At 45.0% G+C, this 20,211-nt stretch carries 18 protein-coding genes; 9 read left to right on the forward strand and 9 right to left on the reverse strand.

The window, feature by feature from the left end:
* Positions 1-72 precede the first annotated feature (72 nt).
* A complete protein-coding gene (locus tag H6G03_RS25705; protein ID WP_190470629.1) occupies positions 73-294 on the reverse strand; it encodes a 4-Cys prefix domain-containing protein in 222 nt (73 codons plus the stop codon).
* Positions 295-445: 151 nt separating this feature from the next.
* The gene (locus H6G03_RS25710; protein ID WP_242060469.1) at positions 446-3,145 is read right to left on the reverse strand and encodes an NHLP bacteriocin export ABC transporter permease/ATPase subunit; all 2,700 of its coding nucleotides are present in this window, start codon (positions 3,143-3,145) and stop codon (positions 446-448) included.
* A 178-nt stretch (positions 3,146-3,323) separates the two neighbouring features.
* Here H6G03_RS25710 and H6G03_RS25715 point away from each other — a divergent pair, with 178 nt between their 5' ends.
* Together H6G03_RS25715 and H6G03_RS25720 are read left to right on the forward strand one after the other, a co-directional pair.
* Positions 3,324-4,922, forward strand: coding sequence for an Hsp70 family protein (locus H6G03_RS25715; protein WP_190470632.1), 1,599 nt, complete (start codon positions 3,324-3,326; stop codon positions 4,920-4,922).
* A gap of 48 nt (positions 4,923-4,970) precedes the next feature.
* Entirely contained in the window at positions 4,971-5,837 is an 867-nt protein-coding gene (locus H6G03_RS25720) for a hypothetical protein (protein WP_190470635.1), read from the forward strand.
* Between the two features lie 114 nt (positions 5,838-5,951).
* On the opposite strand, the gene H6G03_RS25725 is transcribed toward H6G03_RS25720, so the two are convergent.
* The 3 genes from H6G03_RS25725 to H6G03_RS25735 form a co-directional block, all read right to left on the reverse strand.
* Entirely contained in the window at positions 5,952-6,536 is a 585-nt protein-coding gene (locus H6G03_RS25725) for a L,D-transpeptidase (protein WP_190470638.1), read from the reverse strand.
* A gap of 141 nt (positions 6,537-6,677) precedes the next feature.
* Complete coding sequence (locus H6G03_RS25730; protein WP_407650766.1) at positions 6,678-7,166, reverse strand: L,D-transpeptidase; 489 nt, start codon at positions 7,164-7,166, stop codon at positions 6,678-6,680.
* 464 nt (positions 7,167-7,630) lie between these two features.
* On the reverse strand, positions 7,631-8,293 hold the full coding sequence (locus H6G03_RS25735; RefSeq protein WP_190470641.1) for a bifunctional 4-hydroxy-2-oxoglutarate aldolase/2-dehydro-3-deoxy-phosphogluconate aldolase: 663 nt from the start codon (positions 8,291-8,293) through the stop codon (positions 7,631-7,633).
* A 227-nt stretch (positions 8,294-8,520) separates the two neighbouring features.
* On the opposite strand from H6G03_RS25735, the gene H6G03_RS25740 reads away from it, so the two are divergent.
* The 5 genes from H6G03_RS25740 to H6G03_RS25760 all read left to right on the forward strand — a co-directional run bounded on the left by H6G03_RS25740 (position 8,521) and on the right by H6G03_RS25760 (position 13,433).
* Positions 8,521-8,934 carry a PRC-barrel domain-containing protein gene (locus tag H6G03_RS25740; protein ID WP_190470644.1) on the forward strand — a complete coding sequence of 138 codons (414 nt, stop codon included), beginning with the start codon at positions 8,521-8,523 and terminating at the stop codon, positions 8,932-8,934.
* Positions 8,935-9,152: 218 nt separating this feature from the next.
* Entirely contained in the window at positions 9,153-10,001 is an 849-nt protein-coding gene (locus tag H6G03_RS25745; protein ID WP_190470647.1) for a DUF2382 domain-containing protein, read from the forward strand.
* A gap of 306 nt (positions 10,002-10,307) precedes the next feature.
* Positions 10,308-11,234, forward strand: a complete 927-nt coding sequence (locus H6G03_RS25750) for a DUF2382 domain-containing protein (protein WP_190470651.1) — start codon at positions 10,308-10,310, stop codon at positions 11,232-11,234.
* A 235-nt stretch (positions 11,235-11,469) separates the two neighbouring features.
* The gene (locus H6G03_RS25755; RefSeq protein ID WP_190470654.1) at positions 11,470-12,318 is read left to right on the forward strand and encodes a DUF2382 domain-containing protein; all 849 of its coding nucleotides are present in this window, start codon (positions 11,470-11,472) and stop codon (positions 12,316-12,318) included.
* Between the two features lie 164 nt (positions 12,319-12,482).
* Positions 12,483-13,433, forward strand: coding sequence for a YsnF/AvaK domain-containing protein (locus tag H6G03_RS25760; protein ID WP_190470657.1), 951 nt, complete (start codon positions 12,483-12,485; stop codon positions 13,431-13,433).
* A gap of 392 nt (positions 13,434-13,825) precedes the next feature.
* On the opposite strand, the gene H6G03_RS25765 is transcribed toward H6G03_RS25760, so the two are convergent.
* Positions 13,826-14,011, reverse strand: coding sequence for a hypothetical protein (locus tag H6G03_RS25765; protein WP_190470659.1), 186 nt, complete (start codon positions 14,009-14,011; stop codon positions 13,826-13,828).
* A gap of 128 nt (positions 14,012-14,139) precedes the next feature.
* On the opposite strand from H6G03_RS25765, the gene H6G03_RS25770 reads away from it, so the two are divergent.
* On the forward strand, positions 14,140-15,168 hold the full coding sequence (locus tag H6G03_RS25770; protein ID WP_190470661.1) for a WD40 repeat domain-containing protein: 1,029 nt from the start codon (positions 14,140-14,142) through the stop codon (positions 15,166-15,168).
* Positions 15,169-15,485: 317 nt separating this feature from the next.
* Here the strand turns inward: H6G03_RS25770 and H6G03_RS25775 are convergent, their stop codons facing one another.
* Together H6G03_RS25775 and H6G03_RS25780 are read right to left on the reverse strand one after the other, a co-directional pair.
* A complete protein-coding gene (locus H6G03_RS25775) occupies positions 15,486-17,729 on the reverse strand; it encodes a tetratricopeptide repeat protein (RefSeq protein WP_190470665.1) in 2,244 nt (747 codons plus the stop codon).
* 211 nt (positions 17,730-17,940) lie between these two features.
* A complete protein-coding gene (locus tag H6G03_RS25780; RefSeq protein ID WP_190470667.1) occupies positions 17,941-18,090 on the reverse strand; it encodes a hypothetical protein in 150 nt (49 codons plus the stop codon).
* 104 nt (positions 18,091-18,194) lie between these two features.
* Here H6G03_RS25780 and H6G03_RS25785 point away from each other — a divergent pair, with 104 nt between their 5' ends.
* Positions 18,195-19,766 (forward strand): serine/threonine-protein kinase, encoded by a 1,572-nt coding sequence (locus tag H6G03_RS25785; RefSeq protein WP_190470669.1) that lies wholly within the window; start codon positions 18,195-18,197, stop codon positions 19,764-19,766.
* Positions 19,767-19,833: 67 nt separating this feature from the next.
* Here the strand turns inward: H6G03_RS25785 and H6G03_RS25790 are convergent, their stop codons facing one another.
* Positions 19,834-20,142: a hypothetical protein gene (locus H6G03_RS25790; protein ID WP_190470671.1), complete on the reverse strand. Its 309-nt coding sequence runs from the start codon at positions 20,140-20,142 to the stop codon at positions 19,834-19,836.
* Positions 20,143-20,211: the final 69 nt, after the last annotated feature.

A 20,211-nucleotide genomic window follows, 5' to 3' on the forward strand; every position in this document is an offset into this window, starting at 1 on the left:
TGTCAATTTTTACAATACATTTGTACTATCCGTGGGTAGCGATCGCACTCCTGCAAGTGCCTTAACAAAAGTTCATACAGTGTCGATTACTTTTGTCCGACTACTTACACAATGAATTGGGTTAGGTTGAGACCGATCGATGGCTAAAAATACTGCACCATACCCACCCCGTCCCATCTGAACCAGAATATCAAACCGCTCTTGCAAAGTCAGCGAAGAACCACAAGCTTGACAGTTTTCAGTTGCGCTCAAATTTTTCGGCTGCGGACAATCTGGATTTAAGCAATATCTCATACGGCCACATCTACTTGCGGTTTTGGTTATTATACCCAGCGACCCACTGGATTAACACAAAGCCGTGCATTTTGACCTTGATTTGGGAATTCTACTCAAGAGTATCAAAAGTCCCCCTTGTGAAGGGGGATTTAGGGGAATCGATCCGAAATTAAGCCATCTGTCGCGCCATCAAATCAGCAAACATTCCCGGTTGAGACATTAATTCCTCAAAATTACCCACCTGCTTCACTTCTCCCCCTACAATCACATAAATGCGATCGGCATAGCGAATGGTACTCAAACGGTGAGCCACTACAATTCTTGTTACCTTTAACTGTGCTAAACTTTCAATTACAATTGCTTGCGTGCGGTTATCTAAAGCACTGGTTGCCTCATCAAAAATCAAAATTTTCGGTTTTAATACCAAAGAACGAGCGATAAACAAACGCTGGCGTTGTCCTCCCGAAAGATTCGATCCCCCTTCCGAAACAACCGTGTGCATTCCCATTGGCATTTGTTCGATATCTTCCGCCAAACCAGCCATTTTTGCAGCTGCCCAAGCTTCATCCATTGTTACTATAGCATTGCTAGAAATATTCTTAAATATCGAACCACTATTAATCCGACTATTCTGTAAAACCACACCCAATTGTCGCCGGAGTGCCCAAATATCTAATCCCGATAAATCCCGATGATCGTAATAAATTGTTCCCGCTTCTGGCTGCTCAAAACCTAACAGTAATCGGACGATAGTTGATTTGCCGCCACCTGACGGCCCGACTATAGCAATAAATTCTCCAGCTTTCGCTTCAATTGTCACTTTATTAATAGCTAATGGTCTATCTGGAGCATAGCGAAAACTCACCCGATCGAGTTTAACTTCACCCAACAAAATTCCCGGATCGGCTTTGCGATCGTTAACTTCTGGTTGCGCTTCCAAAATAGGTTTCACTCGTTCCCAAATCACGTTCACCGTCATTAATTGGATGGCTGCATTACTCAACCCCGTCACCCCGCCCACAAAAGTACCGAAAGCCACATTAAACGCCAAAAAAGTTCCGGTAGAAAATCCCCTTTCTCCTTGAGCTTGGGCTTCGACAATTAACATTACTGCTATCGCATAAACTGCCACTGAACTAACAGTAGGCAGAATATTATTAAAAAGAGTGATGCCATCTTCAATCGCCTCCGTACTGAGGGTTAAATTAAGTTGTTGGCTAAACTTTTGCGACCAATAGGCAAAAGCCCTTTCTTCCGCACCTGCTACTCGTAATTTCGTTACTGCACCGATTAATTGTACGGTTAAACCGGATAATTCCCCAGCCAATTCTTGCATCGGAATCATTTTTTGGCGGGAAATAAAGAAAGAAAAGAAAGTAATCGCAATATTGATGGCCGCTACTGCGATCGCCACTAATGTCAATTTTCCATTGTAAGAAAGCAACAACCCCAAATTCAATAGAGAAAAGAAACTATTAAATAGGGAACTCATTACCGTACCCGTGAGAATTTGGTGAAGTTGGTTAATCCCAGAAACGCGCAATTGCAAGTCCCCAATCGAAAAGTTGCGAAAGAAAGGCGCGGGCAATTTCAACAGCCGATCCCAAGTCGCCGCCTGAGTTTGCATTTCCGCAAAAGTTTGAGCGCGAGCAGTCGCAACATTTTCCACCAAACCTAATAGAATACTGCCAAAATTTACCGCTAGTAACCCTAAACCAATCTGAAAAATCAACCCGCGATCGGCATTAGGAATTGCATTATCGATTAAAATACCAGTAGCTTGGGGAATTACCATCCCCAATATGGAAGTAACCGCACCTAAGATAAACACGATTACCACATCCCGCAGCGTTCCCTTAGTGGCAAACTTGAAAATTTCTAGGACTGTGAGTACTTTATCTGGGAAAGGTCGATAAAACACATAAGCTATTGGTGAAATCAATTGCGCCGTGTTTGCATTCAAAGGTGTGCGCCGCTGCTGTTCGGGATCGAAAATTTCGTAACGATTACCATTTATGGGAAGCAAAGCCACCGGGCGCTCATCCTGAGCCGTGTATGCTAAAATCGGCCCAGCATCAAACTGCCACCAAGCACCCCGCAAAATGACTTGGCGCGTCCGCATCCGAGAGGCGCGAGCGATCGCCTCTAGTGGGTCTTTAAGCCCCTGGAAGTCTTCTGATTTGGCTGGGGGACGAATTTCCATCCCCATCGCTCTCCCCACCGCTCCCGCAGCCATTAACAAAGCCGTTCCTGTTGCCAAAGATGCGGCTGTTTGACGGCGAAAAATACTGGTAAGATGATCCAAAGCGCGATCGCTCGCTGCTTGATTGAGTTGTTGGCGTAACTGAAATTGTTCCGATCGCGTCAGAGCTTCTTTTTGGTCAAGTTGGTGCAGACAAAGTAAAAAGTCAGCATGAAATCGCTCCAAACATTCACAAACCGACTCTAAACTATCCAGCCCTGCTACATTAATACCATTGAATGAAATATCTGCCCCTCGGATAACTGCCCCTAAGCGATCGCTCCACTGTTGCAAACACTCAAGCAGCGACTCCCCCCCGCCATTTGGCTCAGTTATGGCTTGTCCTACCCAGTCTACCAGAGCGATCGATACTAAATGCGTTTCCTCATAAGCAACAGCAATTAATTGATGTGACTGACCCTCCAATCTAGTCGCCATACCGAATAGTACATCTGGTGGCGCGACATCGAAAAGATAGCGTCGCGCTCCCTGTGGACTACCATTGATAGTAGCGATCGCAAACACTGCCATTGCACCCTCTTTCACCCTCCATGCTGTCATCGGTGTAGAGAGAGGAAATAGGTTGTTACTTGCGATCGTTCGTGCGGAACTATGGAAGTTAGTCATGAAAGAGAGCAGCAAAAGTTCAGTTGGGTCTAGAGAGTTTATGCTGGAAAATGTCAGTCTCTTTGACAGATCGAAGGTATGGTAAGGGACAGGGAAGAGGGAAGAGGGAATTTCGTGCCGTCCCCCACCCTAATAGCAGTCAGACGATCGAATCCCAATCTACTGGTAAACTGGGTAAATGACGATCGCAATTGATTTCGGAACTAGCAATACGGTAATCGCCCGCTGGAATCCAGTAACCCAGAAGCCAGAAACCTTGAGCTTATCTGGTTTATCGGTAATGCAGGGGCAAAATCCCCCCTTGATACCCAGTTTACTCTATGTTGAGGACGCTTCCTCCAGTAAAGTAGTAGTTGGACAGGCTGTGCGCGATCGCGGTCTCGACCTCAAAACTGACCCCCGTTTTTTCCGCAGTTTCAAACGAGGTATCGGCGCTGCTATCCAAGGATTTTTGCCAGAACTGGACGGGAAAGTCGTTACTTTTGAACAAGTGGGGAAATGGTTCCTCTCCCAGTCGATCGAAAAACTGCAAGCGACTTTGCCAGATGTCGGTCAATCTTTAATATTAACCGTTCCCGTCGATAGCTTTGAAGCTTATCGCCACTGGTTAGGTCAAGTTTGCCAATCTCTCCCCGTCGAACAAGTGCGAATCGTAGATGAACCTACGGCGGCGGCTTTGGGTTACGGAATGGCCGATCGACAAGTTATTCTAGTGGTAGATTTTGGCGGCGGTACGCTGGATCTTTCTCTGGTGCGCTTGGATAGTTCCACTAACAAAAAACCGCTAGGCTTTATTCTCAAATGGGGCGATAAATCCCTGGCTGAATCTTCCGGACAAAAGGTAAAAACAGCTCGCGTCCTGGCCAAAGCCGGTCAAAATCTCGGCGGTGCGGATATCGATAACTGGTTGGTAGATTATTTTGCCAAAACTCAAGGTTTGGTGTCAACACCGCTGACAACTCGTTTAGCAGAACGGTTAAAAATGCAATTGTCTTTGCAAAGACAGGCAAGTGAAGTATACTTTAATGATGAAACTTTTGAAACCTACGATCTGCAATTAGAGCGCGATCGCTTTGAAGATATCCTCAAAGAACACAAGTTTTTCGATCGCTTGGATGAGTCGATGACTCAAGTGCTACAGCAAGCGCGACGGCAAGGTTTAGAAGTTGCCGATATCGATGCGGTTTTATTAGTTGGCGGTACAGTACAAATCCCATCTGTGCAAACTTGGGTGCAGCAATATTTTGAGGCGACCAAAATTCGCTGCGAAAAACCTTTTGAAGCGATCGCCCAAGGTGCTTTGCAACTAGCGCAAGGGATAGAACTCAAAGACTTTCTCTATCACAGTTACGGAATTCGTTACTGGGATAGACGCCACAGCCGACACAATTGGCATCCCTTAATAAAAGCTGGACAACCTTATCCGATGAGCGAACCGGTAGAATTAGTCTTGGGTGCCTCGGTAGAAAACCAACCCAGTATAGAATTAATTATCGGCGAATTGGGAACCGAAAGCAACAGCGCGACAGAAGTTTATTTTGATGGCGATCGTCTGATTACCCGCAACATAGGCAGCGGTCAAACGCAAGTACAACCGCTCAACGATCGGGAAGGTGCCAGGACGATCGCCCAGCTGACACCCCCAGGCTATCCGGGGAACGATCGCATCAAAGTGCTGTTTCAGGTAGATGACCGACGCTTTCTGAGGATGACCGTCCAAGATATGCTCAGCAAGCAAACTTTGTTAGACGATCGGCCTGTAGTTCAGCTGAGCTAAACAATAAATCTAGTAAAAATCTTAGCACAATTAAAGGAGGCGATCGCTATGGCAGTTATTGCCGCACTTGACTACCGAACACAGTCTACAGATACTTCGATCGAAGCCGAGCAAGTGCAGTTCAATCTCTGGCGAAAGATGACACCAGGGCAAAAAGAAGCTCTTTTCAAGCGGGTGGCCAAACGCGGGGCAACATTAGCATTGATGGGCATTAAAAGTCAGTTCCCTAACGCTTCAAAAGATACAGTGAGACAACATTACATCAGAAAACGCTTAGGGCAAGAATGGGCTGATTTTTTATCTGGATTGAAATACCTGGGAGAATTGATGATAGAAGACCCAATTTGGCTAGCAAACCAACTAGCGTCTGTCTTGACCTCACTGAATATCCCTTATTATGTAGGAGGTTCTGTTGCTAGCTCTCTACAAGGGGAAGTCAGACTCACTCAAGACGTGGATTTAGTAATAAACATCCAAACTAGCCAGATTATACCACTAATTAACGCATTGGCAGAACAGTTTTACATCAGTCAAGTGGCGGTGGAAGACGCCGTGAGTGGGAGGGCTTCATCGTTTAATGTTATCCACCTGACCACAACAGAAAAAGCAGACATTTTTGTGATGAAGGATGACGAGTTCTCCCGTGCCAAAATGTCTCGCCGTCAGCTTCACTATCCAGACGGGGATATTAGTAAATCTTTTTATGTCTGTACACCCGAAGACACGATATTGCAAAAACTCGTTTGGTTTCGGATGACTGACAACGAATCCCAGAAACAGTGGCGAGATATTTTGGGTGTGTTGAAGCTGCAAGGGGAACGACTCGATTTCGAGTATCTGCAAAGATGGGCGCTTTCATTAAATCTGACAGAACCACTCGCACAAGCACTAAGAGAAGCTGGTTTGGGGAGGTAACGCAATATGAACGATCTAAGTCCTGAAGAAGCCAAAAGTTAAAAGCCAAAACAAAATATTAATTTTGACTTTTGACTTTTGACTTTTGACTTTTGACTTTTGACTTTTGACTTTTTAACGAACTACGACCCTTGTCCCCACAGAAGCCCAGTTGTATAAGTTGCGGGATACTCCTACAGGCAGGTTAACGCAACCGTGGCTGACTGGCGTACCAAATCGGTTGTGCCAGTAGGCTCCGTGAATCGCATATCCTCCAGAGTAGAACATTGTATAAGGAACATTAGGAGCTACGTACCCCGGCCCTCGCATTGTTTTAGCGCGGTATTTTCTTTGCACAGCAAAGGTTCCCCGACGAGTGGGAGTCGATCGCTTGCCACTGGAAATGCGAGAGGAATAAACCGCTCTGCCATTTTCCCAAGCAGTTAAGCGTTGGCTTGCTAAGTTAACTTCTATCCAGCGTCCCTTTCCGCGTGCGCGAGTCACTTTAGCGCGTTTAGCGCGTTTGGCTTTATAGCGTTTAGAATTAGACTTCCCAACTGTGTTAGTAGTTTGGTTACGCTGTAACTGCGCTTGCCTTGCCGACCTAGATGCCGCTTCTGTTGGCATTGACCAGGAAAATAAAGTTACCAGTACGAGCGCCAGACCTGCCCAGAAAGTTCCGGATCGACGTAAAAAAACAGAACGAATTATGGTTTCCATAGTTCACTTCCTCCTGGCTCTAGGTTACAGCATAACTTTCTCAAAAACCGTTAAAAATTTCAAATTTAAAGTTACGAATTGAAAAGGCAAAAAAAGATATTTCTCATCTTTATTTTGCCTTTCTACCGATTACTTTTGGCGTTATTCATGGACGATCACGGGAGTTCCCACTGCTGCCCACTTAAAGAGCCACTCGGCATGATCGAGAGCTACATTGACGCAGCCGTGGCTGACCGGAGTGCCAAAACGGTTATGCCAGTAAGCGCCGTGAACGGCATAGCCCCCGGAATAATACATAGTGTGAGGTACATTGCTAACATCATATCCCGGCCCAGTCATGCGGGTAGATGCGAACTTAGTCTGCACGGCAAAAGTACCGACGCGGGTGGGAGTTGATGCCTTCCCAGTGGAAACAATCACGGCACGCACGGGTTCTTTTCCTTCCCAAGCAACCAGCCTTTGGTTGGAAAGATCGATTTCAATCCAGCGTTTTTCTGATTCTTGCATCTCTAAAATTTTATTGGCAATTTTATCCCGCAGTGCAATTGTGGCGACGGGGGGTGCGGGTTTAGACCAGGATTGTCTTGGTTTGGAGAATGACTGTCTTGGTGTTGTGTAGGGCTGCCTCAATCTGGAAGAGGATTGTCTCGATGCGGGATAATATTGTCTCGATCGGGAAGCGGATTGTCTTTGTGTAGAAGAAGACTGTCTCAATCGAGAAGCGGATTGTCTTAGTGTGGAAGAAGACTGTCTCAATCGGGAAGAAGGCTGTCTCAATCTTACCGTGGACTGAGTTGGTCTTGACAGGGGCTGTCTCGATCTAGTTAAGGGCTGTCTTGGTGTTGTCAAAGTCAAGGACTGTCTCTGTCTGGAAACGGACTCTTTTGGTTTTGACCAGGCAGAGAATGCTGTTAGGGAGATTGCCACACTGACCAATAAAGCTCCAGAACAACGCCACCAAAAAGAAGAAAATATTTTATTCACGATCGCATCCTCCTCACGACAGAATGTTTGCTGTTTAGCAAAAATAAATTTTTAGTCGATCGCAGCGGCTGGTATAGCGCTTTTAAGTTATGGTATATCAGCTGGCAGAGTTATTTGGTAACTGTGGCCTCACCTTTCCAGTTCTTGATAAGATCGCGCAAGCGGGATGCCTTACAGCTTATCCCTTGCCAATCTCCCGTCGCCACTAGCTGTTGGGGAAATAGCTCGCCTGCAAGTCCTACTGCGATCGCTCCAGCCTGTAAAAATTCTGTCGCATTTTCCAGCGTGACGCCACCGGTGGGAATCAGGGGAATATGTCCCAGCGGCCCTTGCAAACTGCGGATATAGCTTGCACCTCCCACTGCTTGAATCGGAAATACTTTCACACAGCTAGCTCCTGCTTGGTGTGCGGTGACAATTTCTGTTGGCGAAAGCGCCCCCGGCACGATGGGCACTCCGGCATCTACCGCCGCCTGAATTAAAGTTAAGTTAACGTGCGGGGTAAAGAGGAATTGGGCACCAGATGCGATCGCCTGCTGCATTTGCTCCCAGTTTAGCAGGGTGCCGGTGCCGATCGTACACTCCGGCAGCTCCGAGCGCAACTGTGCAATTAGCTTTGGTGCTTTGTGGCTGTTCCAGGTAATCTCTATCAAACTCATTCCCCCAGCTGCCACTGCTTTTGCCATCTGGCGACCTAATTCTAAGTCTTGGGCCCGAATGACTGCGATCGCTCGCTGTTGCTGCAACAGCTTTATCCAATACTGATTAGACATTCTCCACATCTACGTTTAGGCATATTTTTATGGTAATTGCTAATTGCTAATTGTTTTTTTTAGCATAAACCATAAACAACGCACAATATATCTTTTTATATAAGACATTTGGGTTGCCAAAGGAGCATAGCTACTTATGCCGACATTGAGCAATCATTCTCCCGAAAGATGGCTTCGCTATAGGCATTTTGTTAGCTTATTCGTGAAAGAATTCAAGGAAATATTTTATGGCATTTTTACGCATAGACGAGTTTTATCCCAATTACCGCAAAAAACTTTTCGGTGGTGATGATATCAAAGGGCTTGCTGTCTATGCAAGTGGAACTGATAGAGAAATTGGCATCGTACTAGATGCTCTTGTCGATTGGGACGGTCGTTTCCAATATTTAGTTATCGACACAAGCAGTTGGGGTTTCGCCAAGAAAGTGTTACTTCCCATAAATAGTTGCCTTGTCGATTACGAAGAACGACGAGTTTATGCCGATGGCATTAACAAACAAAAAATTCAATACTTACCCGATTACTACAGTACCGAACAGGTGGATGAAGATTATGAAGAGCAAGTAAGACTAATTTATGAGATGCAGGATGCTAACTATTTACTTGCCGAACAGAAACAAACCATATCTTATCATCATTAATCATCGGCCATCGGTCAACCGCTGCAAGGATTTTGGATTTGAGATTGGCTTTGTGAAACTTGTCAATCAAACAGGTAAAAATGCTAGAAATTCGCTGTTTTATGCCTAATGACATAGGACTCTGACAAATAATTCAGCCTTGGGTATCTTTCCATAGAAAGAGGCATAGAACTAGCGAAAACTTCTAGCATTTTTGTGTAGAATTGGAGAACTATTGCATGGCTCTTCTAAAAATCGAAAATTATTATCCCAATTACCGCGAAGAACTCTTTGATGGCGATGACATCAAAGGAGTTGATGTCTATGCTGATGGCACCGATGATAAGATTGGCAGCGTGACAGATGTGCTAGTGGATGAAGACAGCGGACGTTTTCGCTATTTCGTCATCGATACAGGCTTTTGGGTATTCGGAAAGAAAGTATTGCTACCGGTGGGCCGTTCGCGTATTGATGAGAACGACGAGCGCATCTATGCGATCGGTCTGACAAAACAGCAAGTAGAAAATTTAGCTGAATTCAACGACCTCGAACGGATTGATTACGATTATGAAGATCGGGTAAGAGGAGTTTATCGTCCGCAAGATACCGATCGCTCCGATTATGTAGCTGACGATCGCAATAGCTACAACTACGAACAAGAACCAAATCTGTACGGTATCAACGAGCAAGATCACCAAAGCATCAGACTCTACGAAGAACGCTTAATTGCTAACAAAGCACGTCGCAAAGTTGGTGAAGTAGCAGTTGGCAAGCGCGTGGAAACCGAAACGGCAAAAGTTTCAGTTCCCATTGAAAAAGAGCGCGTTATCGTTGAACGCACTACCCCAGCAGATGTGGGTACGCCAGTTACCCCAGGCCAAGTAGACTTCCGGGAAGGGGAAATGGCACGTATGGATATCTACGAAGAAACTCCCGATATTCGCAAAGAAGCTTTTGTGCGGGAGCAAGTTACCGTCAGGAAGGAAATCGATCGCGATACCGTGGACGCGCAAGAAACCATTCGTCGCGAAGAGTTAGATATCGACACCCAAGGCAATCCGGTTGTACGGAACCCTCGTAACATATAGGTTCTGAACTGAAAAAGATGGCAACCGATTTTTTCTGATGATGACCATTTTTTGGACATAGATCCCCGACTTCTTCAAGAAGTCGGGGATCTTTTGCAATCGCTCGACTAAAAAGCGCAGTTTTAAATTTGATTGGCCAGTTCCCTTAGCAATTTTTTATTTTGACTTTTGACTTTTAACTTTTGACTTTTCTACACCCTTTGGTTCGTCTATTAAAAGCGTTATTCAGTCTCTAGAAAGATGGAAGATAAAAAATAAATTCTTAGCGTTGATAGTATCAGATGTGAAAAAAAGGAGCGTTTTAGCATGGCTCTAATGAAAATCGATCAATTCGATCCCAACTATCGGGAAACATTTAATGATGATGACATCAAAGGTTTTGGCGTCTATACAGATAACGACGAAAAAATCGGGACGATCGGTGACGTTTTAGTTGATGAAGATGGTCGTTTTCGCTATCTCGTAGTCGATCTGGGCTTTTGGATTTTTGGCAAGAAAGTTTTGCTACCGGTTGGTTTGTCGCGAATCGACTATAGTGCCGATCGCGTATACGCGATCGACATGAGTAGGAAGCAAGCAGAAGATTTACCTGAGTATAGCGATCGCACTGTACCGGATTACGATTACGAAGAAAGAGTGAGAAACGTATATCGCACTCCTGCTGTAGGGGATACAGCTATGCCGCCTGTGGAAGCTTCCACACCGGTTGACGCAGATTATGCGGTTTCTACACCGACGGCGATGGGCGATCGCGCTAACTACAGCAATTTCAATCGCGATACCTACACCTACGATCGCGAACCCAATTTGTACGAGCTCAACGATCGCAATCATCAAACTTTCAGATTGTACGAAGAACGGCTGATCGCAAACAAAAATCGTTACAAAGCTGGTGAAGTAGCGGTTGGTAAGCGTGTGGAAACCGAAACGGCGCGAGTTTCGGTACCGATCGAAAAAGAGCGAGTCGTTGTTGAGCGCACTACGCCAGTAGATGCCGGTAGGCCAGTTACCCCAGGCGAAGTAAATTTCCGCGAAGGGGAAGTAGCGCGAATAGAAGTTTACGAAGAAACTCCTGATATTCGTAAAGAAGCCTACGTGCGTGAGGAAGTAGTAGTCAGGAAAGTAGTAGATCGGGACACAGTTGACGCCCAAGACACGATTCGTCGCGAAGAGTTAGACATTGACACGGAAGGTAATCCCGTTGTCGATAGAAGAGCTGAAGATCGCTTCTAAAAGCGCGTGCTATTTTTGACAAACTCAGCCGTTAAAAATAGCCGTCAGCCATTAGCCATCAGCTTTTCCGACGCCAATGCTGAATGCTAGTTAAACGTGCAGGCAGAGCCAACCTTTGACTCTGCCTGCTCTTCGAGATTATTCACCAAAAACTAGCTCAGTCTGTCGAGAGAAAGATGGCAGCATCAGATAGATTTTTAACATTTTTTATGAAGACAATTTAGGAGACAATAAAATGGCTTTGATCGAACTAGAAGATTATTATCCCAATTACCGCGAAACTTTAGGAAACGACGATATTAAAACACTCGACCTTTATACTGTGGGAGGCGAGAAAGCCGGCAGCGTTAGCGATGTATTAGTCGATCGCGAAGGTCGTTTCCGGTATCTGGTAATTGACACAGGTGCTTTTGGTTTCGGTAAGAAAATTTTGCTTCCCATCGGTCTATCTCGCATTGATTATAACTTGCATCGCGTCTTTGTCGATGGTTTGAGTAAAGAGCAAGTACAAAATTTACCGGAGTATAAAAAAAGCCTAACGGTTGATTACGATTACGAAGAGCGGTTGAGAGGAGTTTATCGTCCCCTAGCTACCGACAGGGGAGAATCCATTCCGGGATCTGAAACTTATAACCGGGATACCTACAATTACGATCGAGAACCTTACCTGTACAACATTAACGAGGGGGAAAATCAAACATTTCGGTTGTATGAAGAACGGCTAATCGGCAGTAAAGAGCGTCATAAAGTAGGAGAAGTTGCGGTTGGTAAGCGCATTGAAACCGAAACGGCAAGAATTTCCGTACCGATCGAAAAAGAAAGAATTGTGATCGAGCGAAACAACCCCACAGATGCGACACCTGTTAATCCTAGCGATGCTGATTTCCAGTCGGGAGAAGTAGCACGTATGGAAGTGTACCAAGAAACAGCTAACATTCAAAAGCAAGCGTTTGTGCGGGAAGAAGTCAGCCTTCGTAAAGAAATCGATCGCGATACAGTAGAAACGGAAGACACCGTTCGTCGCGAAGAGTTAGATATTCATACCGAAGGCGATCCGGTTGTGGATAGAGGCGAGCGTACATAGGTTTTTCTCTAACTATGTAACCGCAGTTAACGCAATTATTCGGCTTGCTCAGTCAAAACAGGTTTAACAATAGTGCAGGCGGGGCGACATCAAAGCTCTGCCTGTGCTTTACAAGGTTAAATATTCATCCGGAACATCATTACAATTCACAAAAGGTGGTTAAAATGGAGAAGCAAACATCTGCAAAAAAGCTAGAATCGGACAAACATAATCTTCGCATTAAAGTCTTGCTGGAAAAGTTGAGAACTAAACTAAGAAACTTTTCTGTGCAGGACAGTAGCGGCATCTTAGTCGGGCAAGTAAAGGATGTGTATCTTGATAAATCGCGTCAGCTAAACTTAGTTATATCTCAAGCGGATGCCGCGTCCGGTTCGCACGTTTTTTTATTAAGAAGCAATCACATTCATCAAGTTGATTATCCCAGTAAATCCCTTTCATTAGATATTACGAAAAACGAAATACAGGATCTGCCAGAATATAGGCGATCGCAGACTCTGGCAAGGCACCTGTCAGAAAGGCAGAGCGAAGCCGTTCGGGCAAGCAATCCTCCCCCTTCCCAAACGCCAGAAGTCAATCCAAAACCAAGCTATTACGCTAGCTCTTATGCAGAGCAGATGTCAGCGCCAAATGAGTTCGAGGATAACCTGGAATCATCTCAAAATGAGGAGATCTCCCCAGCAGATTCCGAAACAGCAGATGTGGTAGAAGAAGAAGTTATTCGGTTACTAGAAGAACGATTGGTTGTTAACCTCAACAAACGTAAAGTAGGTGAAGTAGTTGTTCGTAAAGAAATCGAAACTCGGATGGTAGAGGTGCCAGTCCAGTACGAGAAATTAATTGTCGAACAAGTCAGTCCGTCACCAAAAGTACTGGCAGAAATAGATTTAGGACAAGGAGAAATTCCCACTCCCGAAGCGATCGCAGCTGCCAATCCAAACAGTCAGTTAACTGTCAGTGGCGAATTTACTTCTCCGAAAACTGCCAGCCTGCTGTTAGATGCCATTGCCAGACAGCTAAATAACGGGTGCAAGAGCGTGCGAATAGAAATTTTGCTGTCGGATTCGCAACATCAGCAAGTTTACCAGGAGTGGTTCGATCGCTGTTCTGGTACCTAAGTCGATTTGAGATTTTGGATTTGAGATTTTAGATTGGGCAATTCAGGGAATTTCCAATTTGAGATGGCAAATAGCAGATTGATTCTTTCCATCTGCTATTTGCCATCTTAAATTTTCGCCCTCCCACAGCGGTAACGATCGGCAATAAAAATGTTACGATCGTTACCGCAGGATTTTGCTAAGCTTTTGTAGTTCTGGGGTGTCTTGGGGTAACTTGCCCCGGAAAATACACCGAGAAAGGCGCTAGGCGAGAAAATCATCGCAAACCAGAAGCAGTTTGCCAAACCATCGGGTTTGGCTTATAGTGCAAGGTGCAGGTCGCAAGAAACTCAAGAAGTGAGCGACAAGCTTGCTTCGGGTGCATCGAAAAGAACCTATGCTAAAACACAAAATCAAATAAAACAAACATCTTTAGAGAGTTTGGGGACAATCTTGGGCATTCTAGACCAGAGAGCTGAAGGTAGCCGCTGGCAGTTCGTGCCATGACTTTTGGCAAAGTCCCAGCCCAAGGTAGCATCTGCACTTTTTTCCTTAAGTTCTGATAAAATTCCCACACTCTTGGTATCGAATTTTGCCACAATGCACCCTAGATTTGGTTACTGCTAGCAGATTTTCTGGCTTATAGTAAAAGCGGCTTCACCCGCACCGCACTCTGCCAGTACCCGGCTGATTTTGCAACGCCAACACAAGGAGAATCATCTCAGTCATGTTCACCACCAACGCCCGTCCGCCCCTGGTTAATACCGTCAGCAGCAATTCCAACTACGTCCGCGCTGTGGCTATCAGCCCCCGCTTGCCTCTGCTGGTCAGCGCCAACTCGGAAGAAATCAAGATTTGGGATCTCGACAACGGAAAATTGCTTGGCAGCTTGACCGGTCATTCAGACTGCGTGCGAGCCCTGGCTATTAGCCCGGATGGGAAAACTCTCGTCAGCGCGGGTAATGACAATACTATCAAGATTTGGAATTTAGAAGACGCCCAATTACTTCGCACCCTAAGCGATCATCGCGGTTCCGTTCTTTGTCTTGCCTTTAGTTCTGACGGACAGACTCTGGTGAGCGGTAGCAATGATAATAGCATTAAGGTTTGGAACGTTGCCGATGGCAAATTGCTTCGCACGCTTACTTGTCATTGTGGGTCGGTTCTCTCTGTGGCTATCAGTGCCGATGGTACGCATATCGTCAGCGGCAGTTTTGATAATACTATTAAAGTTTGGCAACTTTCCACGGGCAAAATGCTTCGCACTCTCAAAGGTCATTCTAACTGGGTGGCGAGTGTTGCGATCGGTCCGGATGGAAAGTTTATCGTTAGTGGCAGTTCGGATTGCACTGTGAGAATATGGCAGTTGAGCAACGGCAAGATGCTTCGCAACCTCAAGGGTCATTCTTGCTGGGTTGATTCGATCGCGCTGAGTTCTGATGGCGAAACCGCAGTCAGCGGCAGCTCGGATAATACTATCAAGATCTGGCAAGTCAGCAACGGCAAGTTGCTTCGCACTCTCACCGGTCATTCGGGTGCTGTTTTGTCTGTGGCGATTGGCAGCGATCGCACAACTCTCGTTAGCGGTAGTAATGACAATACTATCAAGATGTGGGAGATGAATAGCGGGAAATTACTTCGCACTCTCACCGGTGATTCTAATTGGTTTTGGTCTGTTACTACAACTCCCGGCGAACAAACACTGAGCGATGACGATGATAGCAGCATTAAGTTGTGGCGTTTGCGGGATAATTGATATCATGTCCGGTTGTATCGGTAGTAGATGAGTGATGCGGGAAATTATCTGTTGGCTTCAGAGGTTAAGTTTTAACCACAGATGAATAAAGATGTAGGCGAAGCCTTGCCGTAGGCTACACAGATGAACACAGATAAGAGAGCAATTTTTTAGGCAACTGATGCCACCGGGCACGATATGATTAAAGATACTCGGTATGTTGTTGGGCTTGACGCCTCTTATCCCTCGAATGAGGGGCGTCAAGCCCAACTACGTACCTAATTTTAGGTTTAAATGTGTAACTAGCAACTTGGGTTAATAGATGGTACATCGCTATTTTACCTGTCTGCCCCGACGCTCTTCTGCCTTTCTAAAACAACTGTTTTATAGAATGATTCCAGCGCGGTAATGCAGGTTTTATCTTCGTAAACTAAGCTATGGCTTTCGTAGGTTTTTCGCACGATTTCTTGTCGCCAATCTAAGTCTAAACCCAACTTGACAGCAATATCGATATATTCTGATTCATTTTGGGCGATCGTCTCTGTCATTCCCATCATTTTTAATATACCATAGGAGTGACGACCGCGCATAAATTTTCCCGGACAAGTCACCACCGGTAAACCGCAGGCGATCGCTTCCAAGGTTGTATTACCGCCTGACCAACTGAAGGTATCCAGAAAAATATCCGCAAGTAGATTGAGGTTGAAGTACTCAATTTGCGACATTCTCGGTTGCAATATGCAGTAATCTTCGCTGTGCAAATCAAATTTAGCAAAAGCTCGTTTTAAACGTTCTTGAAATTGAGCATTAACAGTAGCCGCATCGTGAGAAATGAAGGTAAATTGCGCTTGGGGAACACGTTTAGCTATTTCGGCAAAGATGCGATCGTATTGAGGTAGGTATTTGAATAAAGATTGACAGGAAAGATAAACGATCGCATCTTTGCGAAGCTGAAAATCGGCGCGAGTGTTGCTAAGTTCGGGAATTTCTGGCTTTTGATAGCACATTCCGATATTCGGCAAACAAAATAACTTTTCCGAATAGTGCGATCGCGCATTTTCCGGTTCCATTAAATCGCCAGATAAAAAGTAATCGATCGTTGGCAAACCTGTCGTTACCGGATGTCCCCAAGTTACACATTGCACGGGTGCTAGACGTAATGCGGCGATTTGATAAGTCAGGGGATTCATACCAATATCTGCAAACATCAGAATATGCAGTTGGTCAGCCATCACCTGTTGGCAAATTGTCTCTATATTACCATAAATATGATAAAATTTATCGCTGCGATCGCGAATTTTTTCTGTGATAAAATCTACTTCGGGAGCAACTTGATAAGTGTAAATTTCAAACTGTTGCCGATCGCAGTTTTTCAGCCAGCCAAAAATTAACTTAGTGACGCTATGATTTCGCAAGTGAGTAGAAATATAGCCGATCCGAATCTTCTCATTTTTACCCAGACGTGGCATGGGCAAAGCTATAGACCATTGCGGATATTTCTCTGCCATCAATTGATGTACAAACTTACCTAACTTCCGTTGTATCCCGCGCTCGTTATAACCTTGATAGGCAGGGTAAAAGTTAATAGCTTTCTGGTTTAAAATTTTTAAAGCAAACTGACGGAGGGAGGGATTTAACCAAGTTTGTCGAATTAATTGATTAACTTCCCGACAGAAGCGCTGACGCCAGAAAGAAATCTGCTCAAAGGTATCGTAGATAATCGGCAAAATGAAAGCGTTTTCCCAATAAGCTGGCGCAGAATCCGGTTTTAGTTGCAACGCTTTTTGGAAAGATTCTATTGCTTTTTCAACTTGATTCTGATAAGCTAAAGCTATTCCCCAATTGAGGTAAGTTTCCGGACTGTTGGGCTCGATCGCAAGAGCCTGTTGAAAACAAGCGATCGCTTCCTCATAGCGAAACAGATAAGTAAAAGCAGTACCCAAACCAAGGTAAGCATCTAAATATTGTGGCGCAAGACTTAAAGCCTGTTGATATGGTACGATCGCCTCTGCATACTTGTGCAAATCTAGAAGCGCTTTACCGAGATTGTAATAAATTCCGGGAACATCAGGTCGGAGAGCGATCGCTTGCCGGTAATGTGGAATAGCAGCATCAATAAAACCTTGTTCCAAATAGATATTTGCCAAATTAGCATAAGCTTCCGCATCCTGGGGATGGCAAGAAATAACTTGCTGATAGTGGAGAATAGCAGCAGAGAAATCGCCTACTTGTTGAAAAGCATTAGCTAAATTATAATGAGCGTCAGTATAACCTGGTTTGAGAGCGATCGCTTGCTGGTAATACGAGATTGCTTCTAATAACTGACCCTGCTGATGCAAAGCCGCAGCCAAACTATAGTAAGCTTCAGCATAGGCAGGGGAAAAAGCAATAGTTTGGAGATAATAAAGAATCGCATCATCCAGCTTACCAGATTGATGCGCGATCGCACCCAGCAAATATAACGCTTCTGCACAATCAGGTTGCTGCTGTAAAATTTGCTGACAAATCGATTGTGCTTGAGATATTTGACCGATTTGGAGAGACTGGTAAGCAAGAGCGATCGCTTGTGAGAGAGTTAGCATAAGAGGGGCTAGGGACTAGGGACTAGGGGTTAGTTTAGTAGATTAGGTTGCGCTTTAGCGCCCAAACGCAACAACATACCCAAAGAGCGATCGCACATATAATAAGGATACATCCACCCTCTTCATCTGTGTTCATCTGTGTTCATCCTTCTTCATCTGTGGTAAAAAAATCAACCAGCCATCCACCCTCTTCATCAGCGTTCATCCGCCTTCATCCGCTTACATCTGCGGTAAAAAAACCAACCAGCCATCCACCAAACAGACATCCATCTCCACATCCGCGTTCATCAGCCTTCATCCGCTTACATCTGCGGTAAAAAAACCAACCAGCCATCCACCAAACAGACATCCATCTCCACATCCGCGTTCATCCGCTTACATCTGCGGTAAAAAATGTAAACCTATCCTTAGACAGAAGATCCCAAATCCCCCTTATACTAAAGTCACACCCAACCACAGCCAATTATGAGTCTGTGCATCAACCCACATTGCCCAAAACCAGACCACCCGCAGAACAGCAACAACCGCCAATGTCAAAGTTGCCGTTCTGACTTACTTCTGCAAGGACGCTATCGGGTGATGCAACTCCTCAGCGATAACAGTGGTTTTGGCAAAATTTACAGCGCAGAACAACGGGGAAGTGCCAAAATACTGAAAGTCCTCAAAGAACATCTCAACAACGAACCGAAAGCAGTCGAACTATTTCAACAAGAAGCAAACGTATTAGAGCAGTTCCAGCATCCCGGTATTCCCAAAGTCGATGGTTATTTCGAGTATCAAACCAAAAACGGGTTGACATTGCACTGCATTGTGATGGAAAAAATCGAGGGGCCAAACTTAGAAGAGTGGCTAAAACAGCAGGGAAATCATCCCATTTCCGAACAGCAAGCAATAGCCTGGTTAAAGCAACTGGCAGAAATATTGCAGATAGTGCATGGGAAGCAGTATTTCCATCGCGATATTAAGCCGCCCAATATCATGCTAAGACGGGATGGGCAGTTGGTGTTGATTGATTTTGGCACGGCGAGGGAAGCTACCTATACTTATCTTGCCAGACTGGGTGCGGGATACCAAATTACGGCGATAGTTTCTGTTGGGTATACGCCACCGGAACAACAGAATTTCCAAGCAGTACCGCAATCAGATTTTTTTGCATTGGGACGGACGTTTGTGTATTTGCTGACGGGACAGAATGTTTTAAATTTTTACGATGCTTATAACGATGTGTTTAGCTGGCGACAGGCTGCGAATATTTCACCCATTTTGGCTAAATTTATCGATAATTTGATGGCGCGAAAGCCACAGGATAGACCGCACAATACCCAGGTGCTTTTGCAGAGGATAGACGAACTGGCGCAAAAGTTGGCAAAGCGGAAAACCAATTTTCCTCTGGGGATGGCGGCGGGAGTGTTATTGGTTTTTGGTGGTGGAATTGGGTTTTGGGTTTCTAAATTAGGTGGGAATTCTATTAGTCCGAGGGATATTAGTTCGTCTATTCCGATGGTGACGAGTGAGCCGCGTTTTAGTCGGAGTGTGGTGACAAGTGTTGCGCCTATTAGTTCGCCGCGTTCTATTTCTATTACAACAAGCCCAGACTATACTCAACTCGAAAATTTACTAAAATTAGAAATATGGAAAGAAGCAGATGCAGAAACTCGTAATATCATGCTTAAGGCTTCTGGTCGAGAAGAAGAGAGTTGGCTTGATACAAAATCTATAGACAGTTTTCCTTGTAAAGACCTTGCCAATATCAATAAACTCTGGGTGAAATATAGCAAAGGAAAGTTTGGTTTTAGCGTTCAAAAATCTATTTGGGAAGCTGTTGGCGGTAGTTCACAAGCAAATCCTGAAATTTATAACCGTTTTGGAGATCGTGTAGGATGGCGCGTCAATAAGCATTGGCTAAAATATGATGATTACAATTTTACTATGAATTCACCAATAGGACACTTGCCCCAAATGTTTAATCACAACAAGTTACCTAGTAACAGATTATCTGTGCTAGCACCAAAACTTGCCAAATGTGGTATTCCTTAATTTTAAAGCACAACAAGATCTAAATTTAGCAGGTGTCGCGTGGAAGTTGACCGCCAACTGGGTAAACTCAGGTTTTGCACGCCTTGTCATCACCTTTGTTTCTGGTAACAGTTTCAGTACCCCAGCCGACATTGACGCGAAAAGAGCGCGTATCGACGACAACCGTAAGATCCGCACCGCCTTCATAGGGAACTAAAACTGTCCAAAGCCCAACTGCACTCGGACAAGTTCCCCACTGGCGCTGTACGTTCAATCTCTGATTTGGTGACCCCTGTGTCAGACTGGGCGGTACTTGTTGAGCTACAGTCAAAATCGATCGACTCAAAAATGCAGATAATAGTCTTAAGAGGGTGGGAAATTGCCCCTGTTGAGGCATAATTTTAATAATTTTTCCTTTATAGTTATGCAAAAGCCAGTGTAATTACCTCTGGAGGAGATTTCCCTC

The sequence above is a fragment of the Aerosakkonema funiforme FACHB-1375 genome (genome assembly GCF_014696265.1).
Lineage (GTDB): Bacteria > Cyanobacteriota > Cyanobacteriia > Cyanobacteriales > Aerosakkonemataceae > Aerosakkonema > Aerosakkonema funiforme_A.

What these genes read in the sequence shown, in the direction of transcription:
- H6G03_RS25775 (WP_190470665.1), bottom strand. Translation starts at nt 17,729, where the DNA reads ATGCTAACTCTCTCACAAGCGATCGCTCTTGCTTACCAGTCTCTCCAA.
- H6G03_RS25710 (WP_242060469.1), bottom strand. Translation starts at nt 3,145, where the DNA reads ATGACTAACTTCCATAGTTCCGCACGAACGATCGCAAGTAACAACCTA.
- H6G03_RS25785 (WP_190470669.1), top strand. Translation starts at nt 18,195, where the DNA reads ATGAGTCTGTGCATCAACCCACATTGCCCAAAACCAGACCACCCGCAG.
- H6G03_RS25720 (WP_190470635.1), top strand. Translation starts at nt 4,971, where the DNA reads ATGGCAGTTATTGCCGCACTTGACTACCGAACACAGTCTACAGATACT.
- H6G03_RS25760 (WP_190470657.1), top strand. Translation starts at nt 12,483, where the DNA reads ATGGAGAAGCAAACATCTGCAAAAAAGCTAGAATCGGACAAACATAAT.
- H6G03_RS25745 (WP_190470647.1), top strand. Translation starts at nt 9,153, where the DNA reads ATGGCTCTTCTAAAAATCGAAAATTATTATCCCAATTACCGCGAAGAA.
- H6G03_RS25725 (WP_190470638.1), bottom strand. Translation starts at nt 6,536, where the DNA reads ATGGAAACCATAATTCGTTCTGTTTTTTTACGTCGATCCGGAACTTTC.
- H6G03_RS25740 (WP_190470644.1), top strand. Translation starts at nt 8,521, where the DNA reads ATGGCATTTTTACGCATAGACGAGTTTTATCCCAATTACCGCAAAAAA.
- H6G03_RS25790 (WP_190470671.1), bottom strand. Translation starts at nt 20,142, where the DNA reads ATGCCTCAACAGGGGCAATTTCCCACCCTCTTAAGACTATTATCTGCA.
- H6G03_RS25715 (WP_190470632.1), top strand. Translation starts at nt 3,324, where the DNA reads ATGACGATCGCAATTGATTTCGGAACTAGCAATACGGTAATCGCCCGC.
- H6G03_RS25735 (WP_190470641.1), bottom strand. Translation starts at nt 8,293, where the DNA reads ATGTCTAATCAGTATTGGATAAAGCTGTTGCAGCAACAGCGAGCGATC.
- H6G03_RS25770 (WP_190470661.1), top strand. Translation starts at nt 14,140, where the DNA reads ATGTTCACCACCAACGCCCGTCCGCCCCTGGTTAATACCGTCAGCAGC.
- H6G03_RS25750 (WP_190470651.1), top strand. Translation starts at nt 10,308, where the DNA reads ATGGCTCTAATGAAAATCGATCAATTCGATCCCAACTATCGGGAAACA.
- H6G03_RS25780 (WP_190470667.1), bottom strand. Translation starts at nt 18,090, where the DNA reads ATGTGGAGATGGATGTCTGTTTGGTGGATGGCTGGTTGGTTTTTTTAC.
- H6G03_RS25705 (WP_190470629.1), bottom strand. Translation starts at nt 294, where the DNA reads ATGAGATATTGCTTAAATCCAGATTGTCCGCAGCCGAAAAATTTGAGC.
- H6G03_RS25755 (WP_190470654.1), top strand. Translation starts at nt 11,470, where the DNA reads ATGGCTTTGATCGAACTAGAAGATTATTATCCCAATTACCGCGAAACT.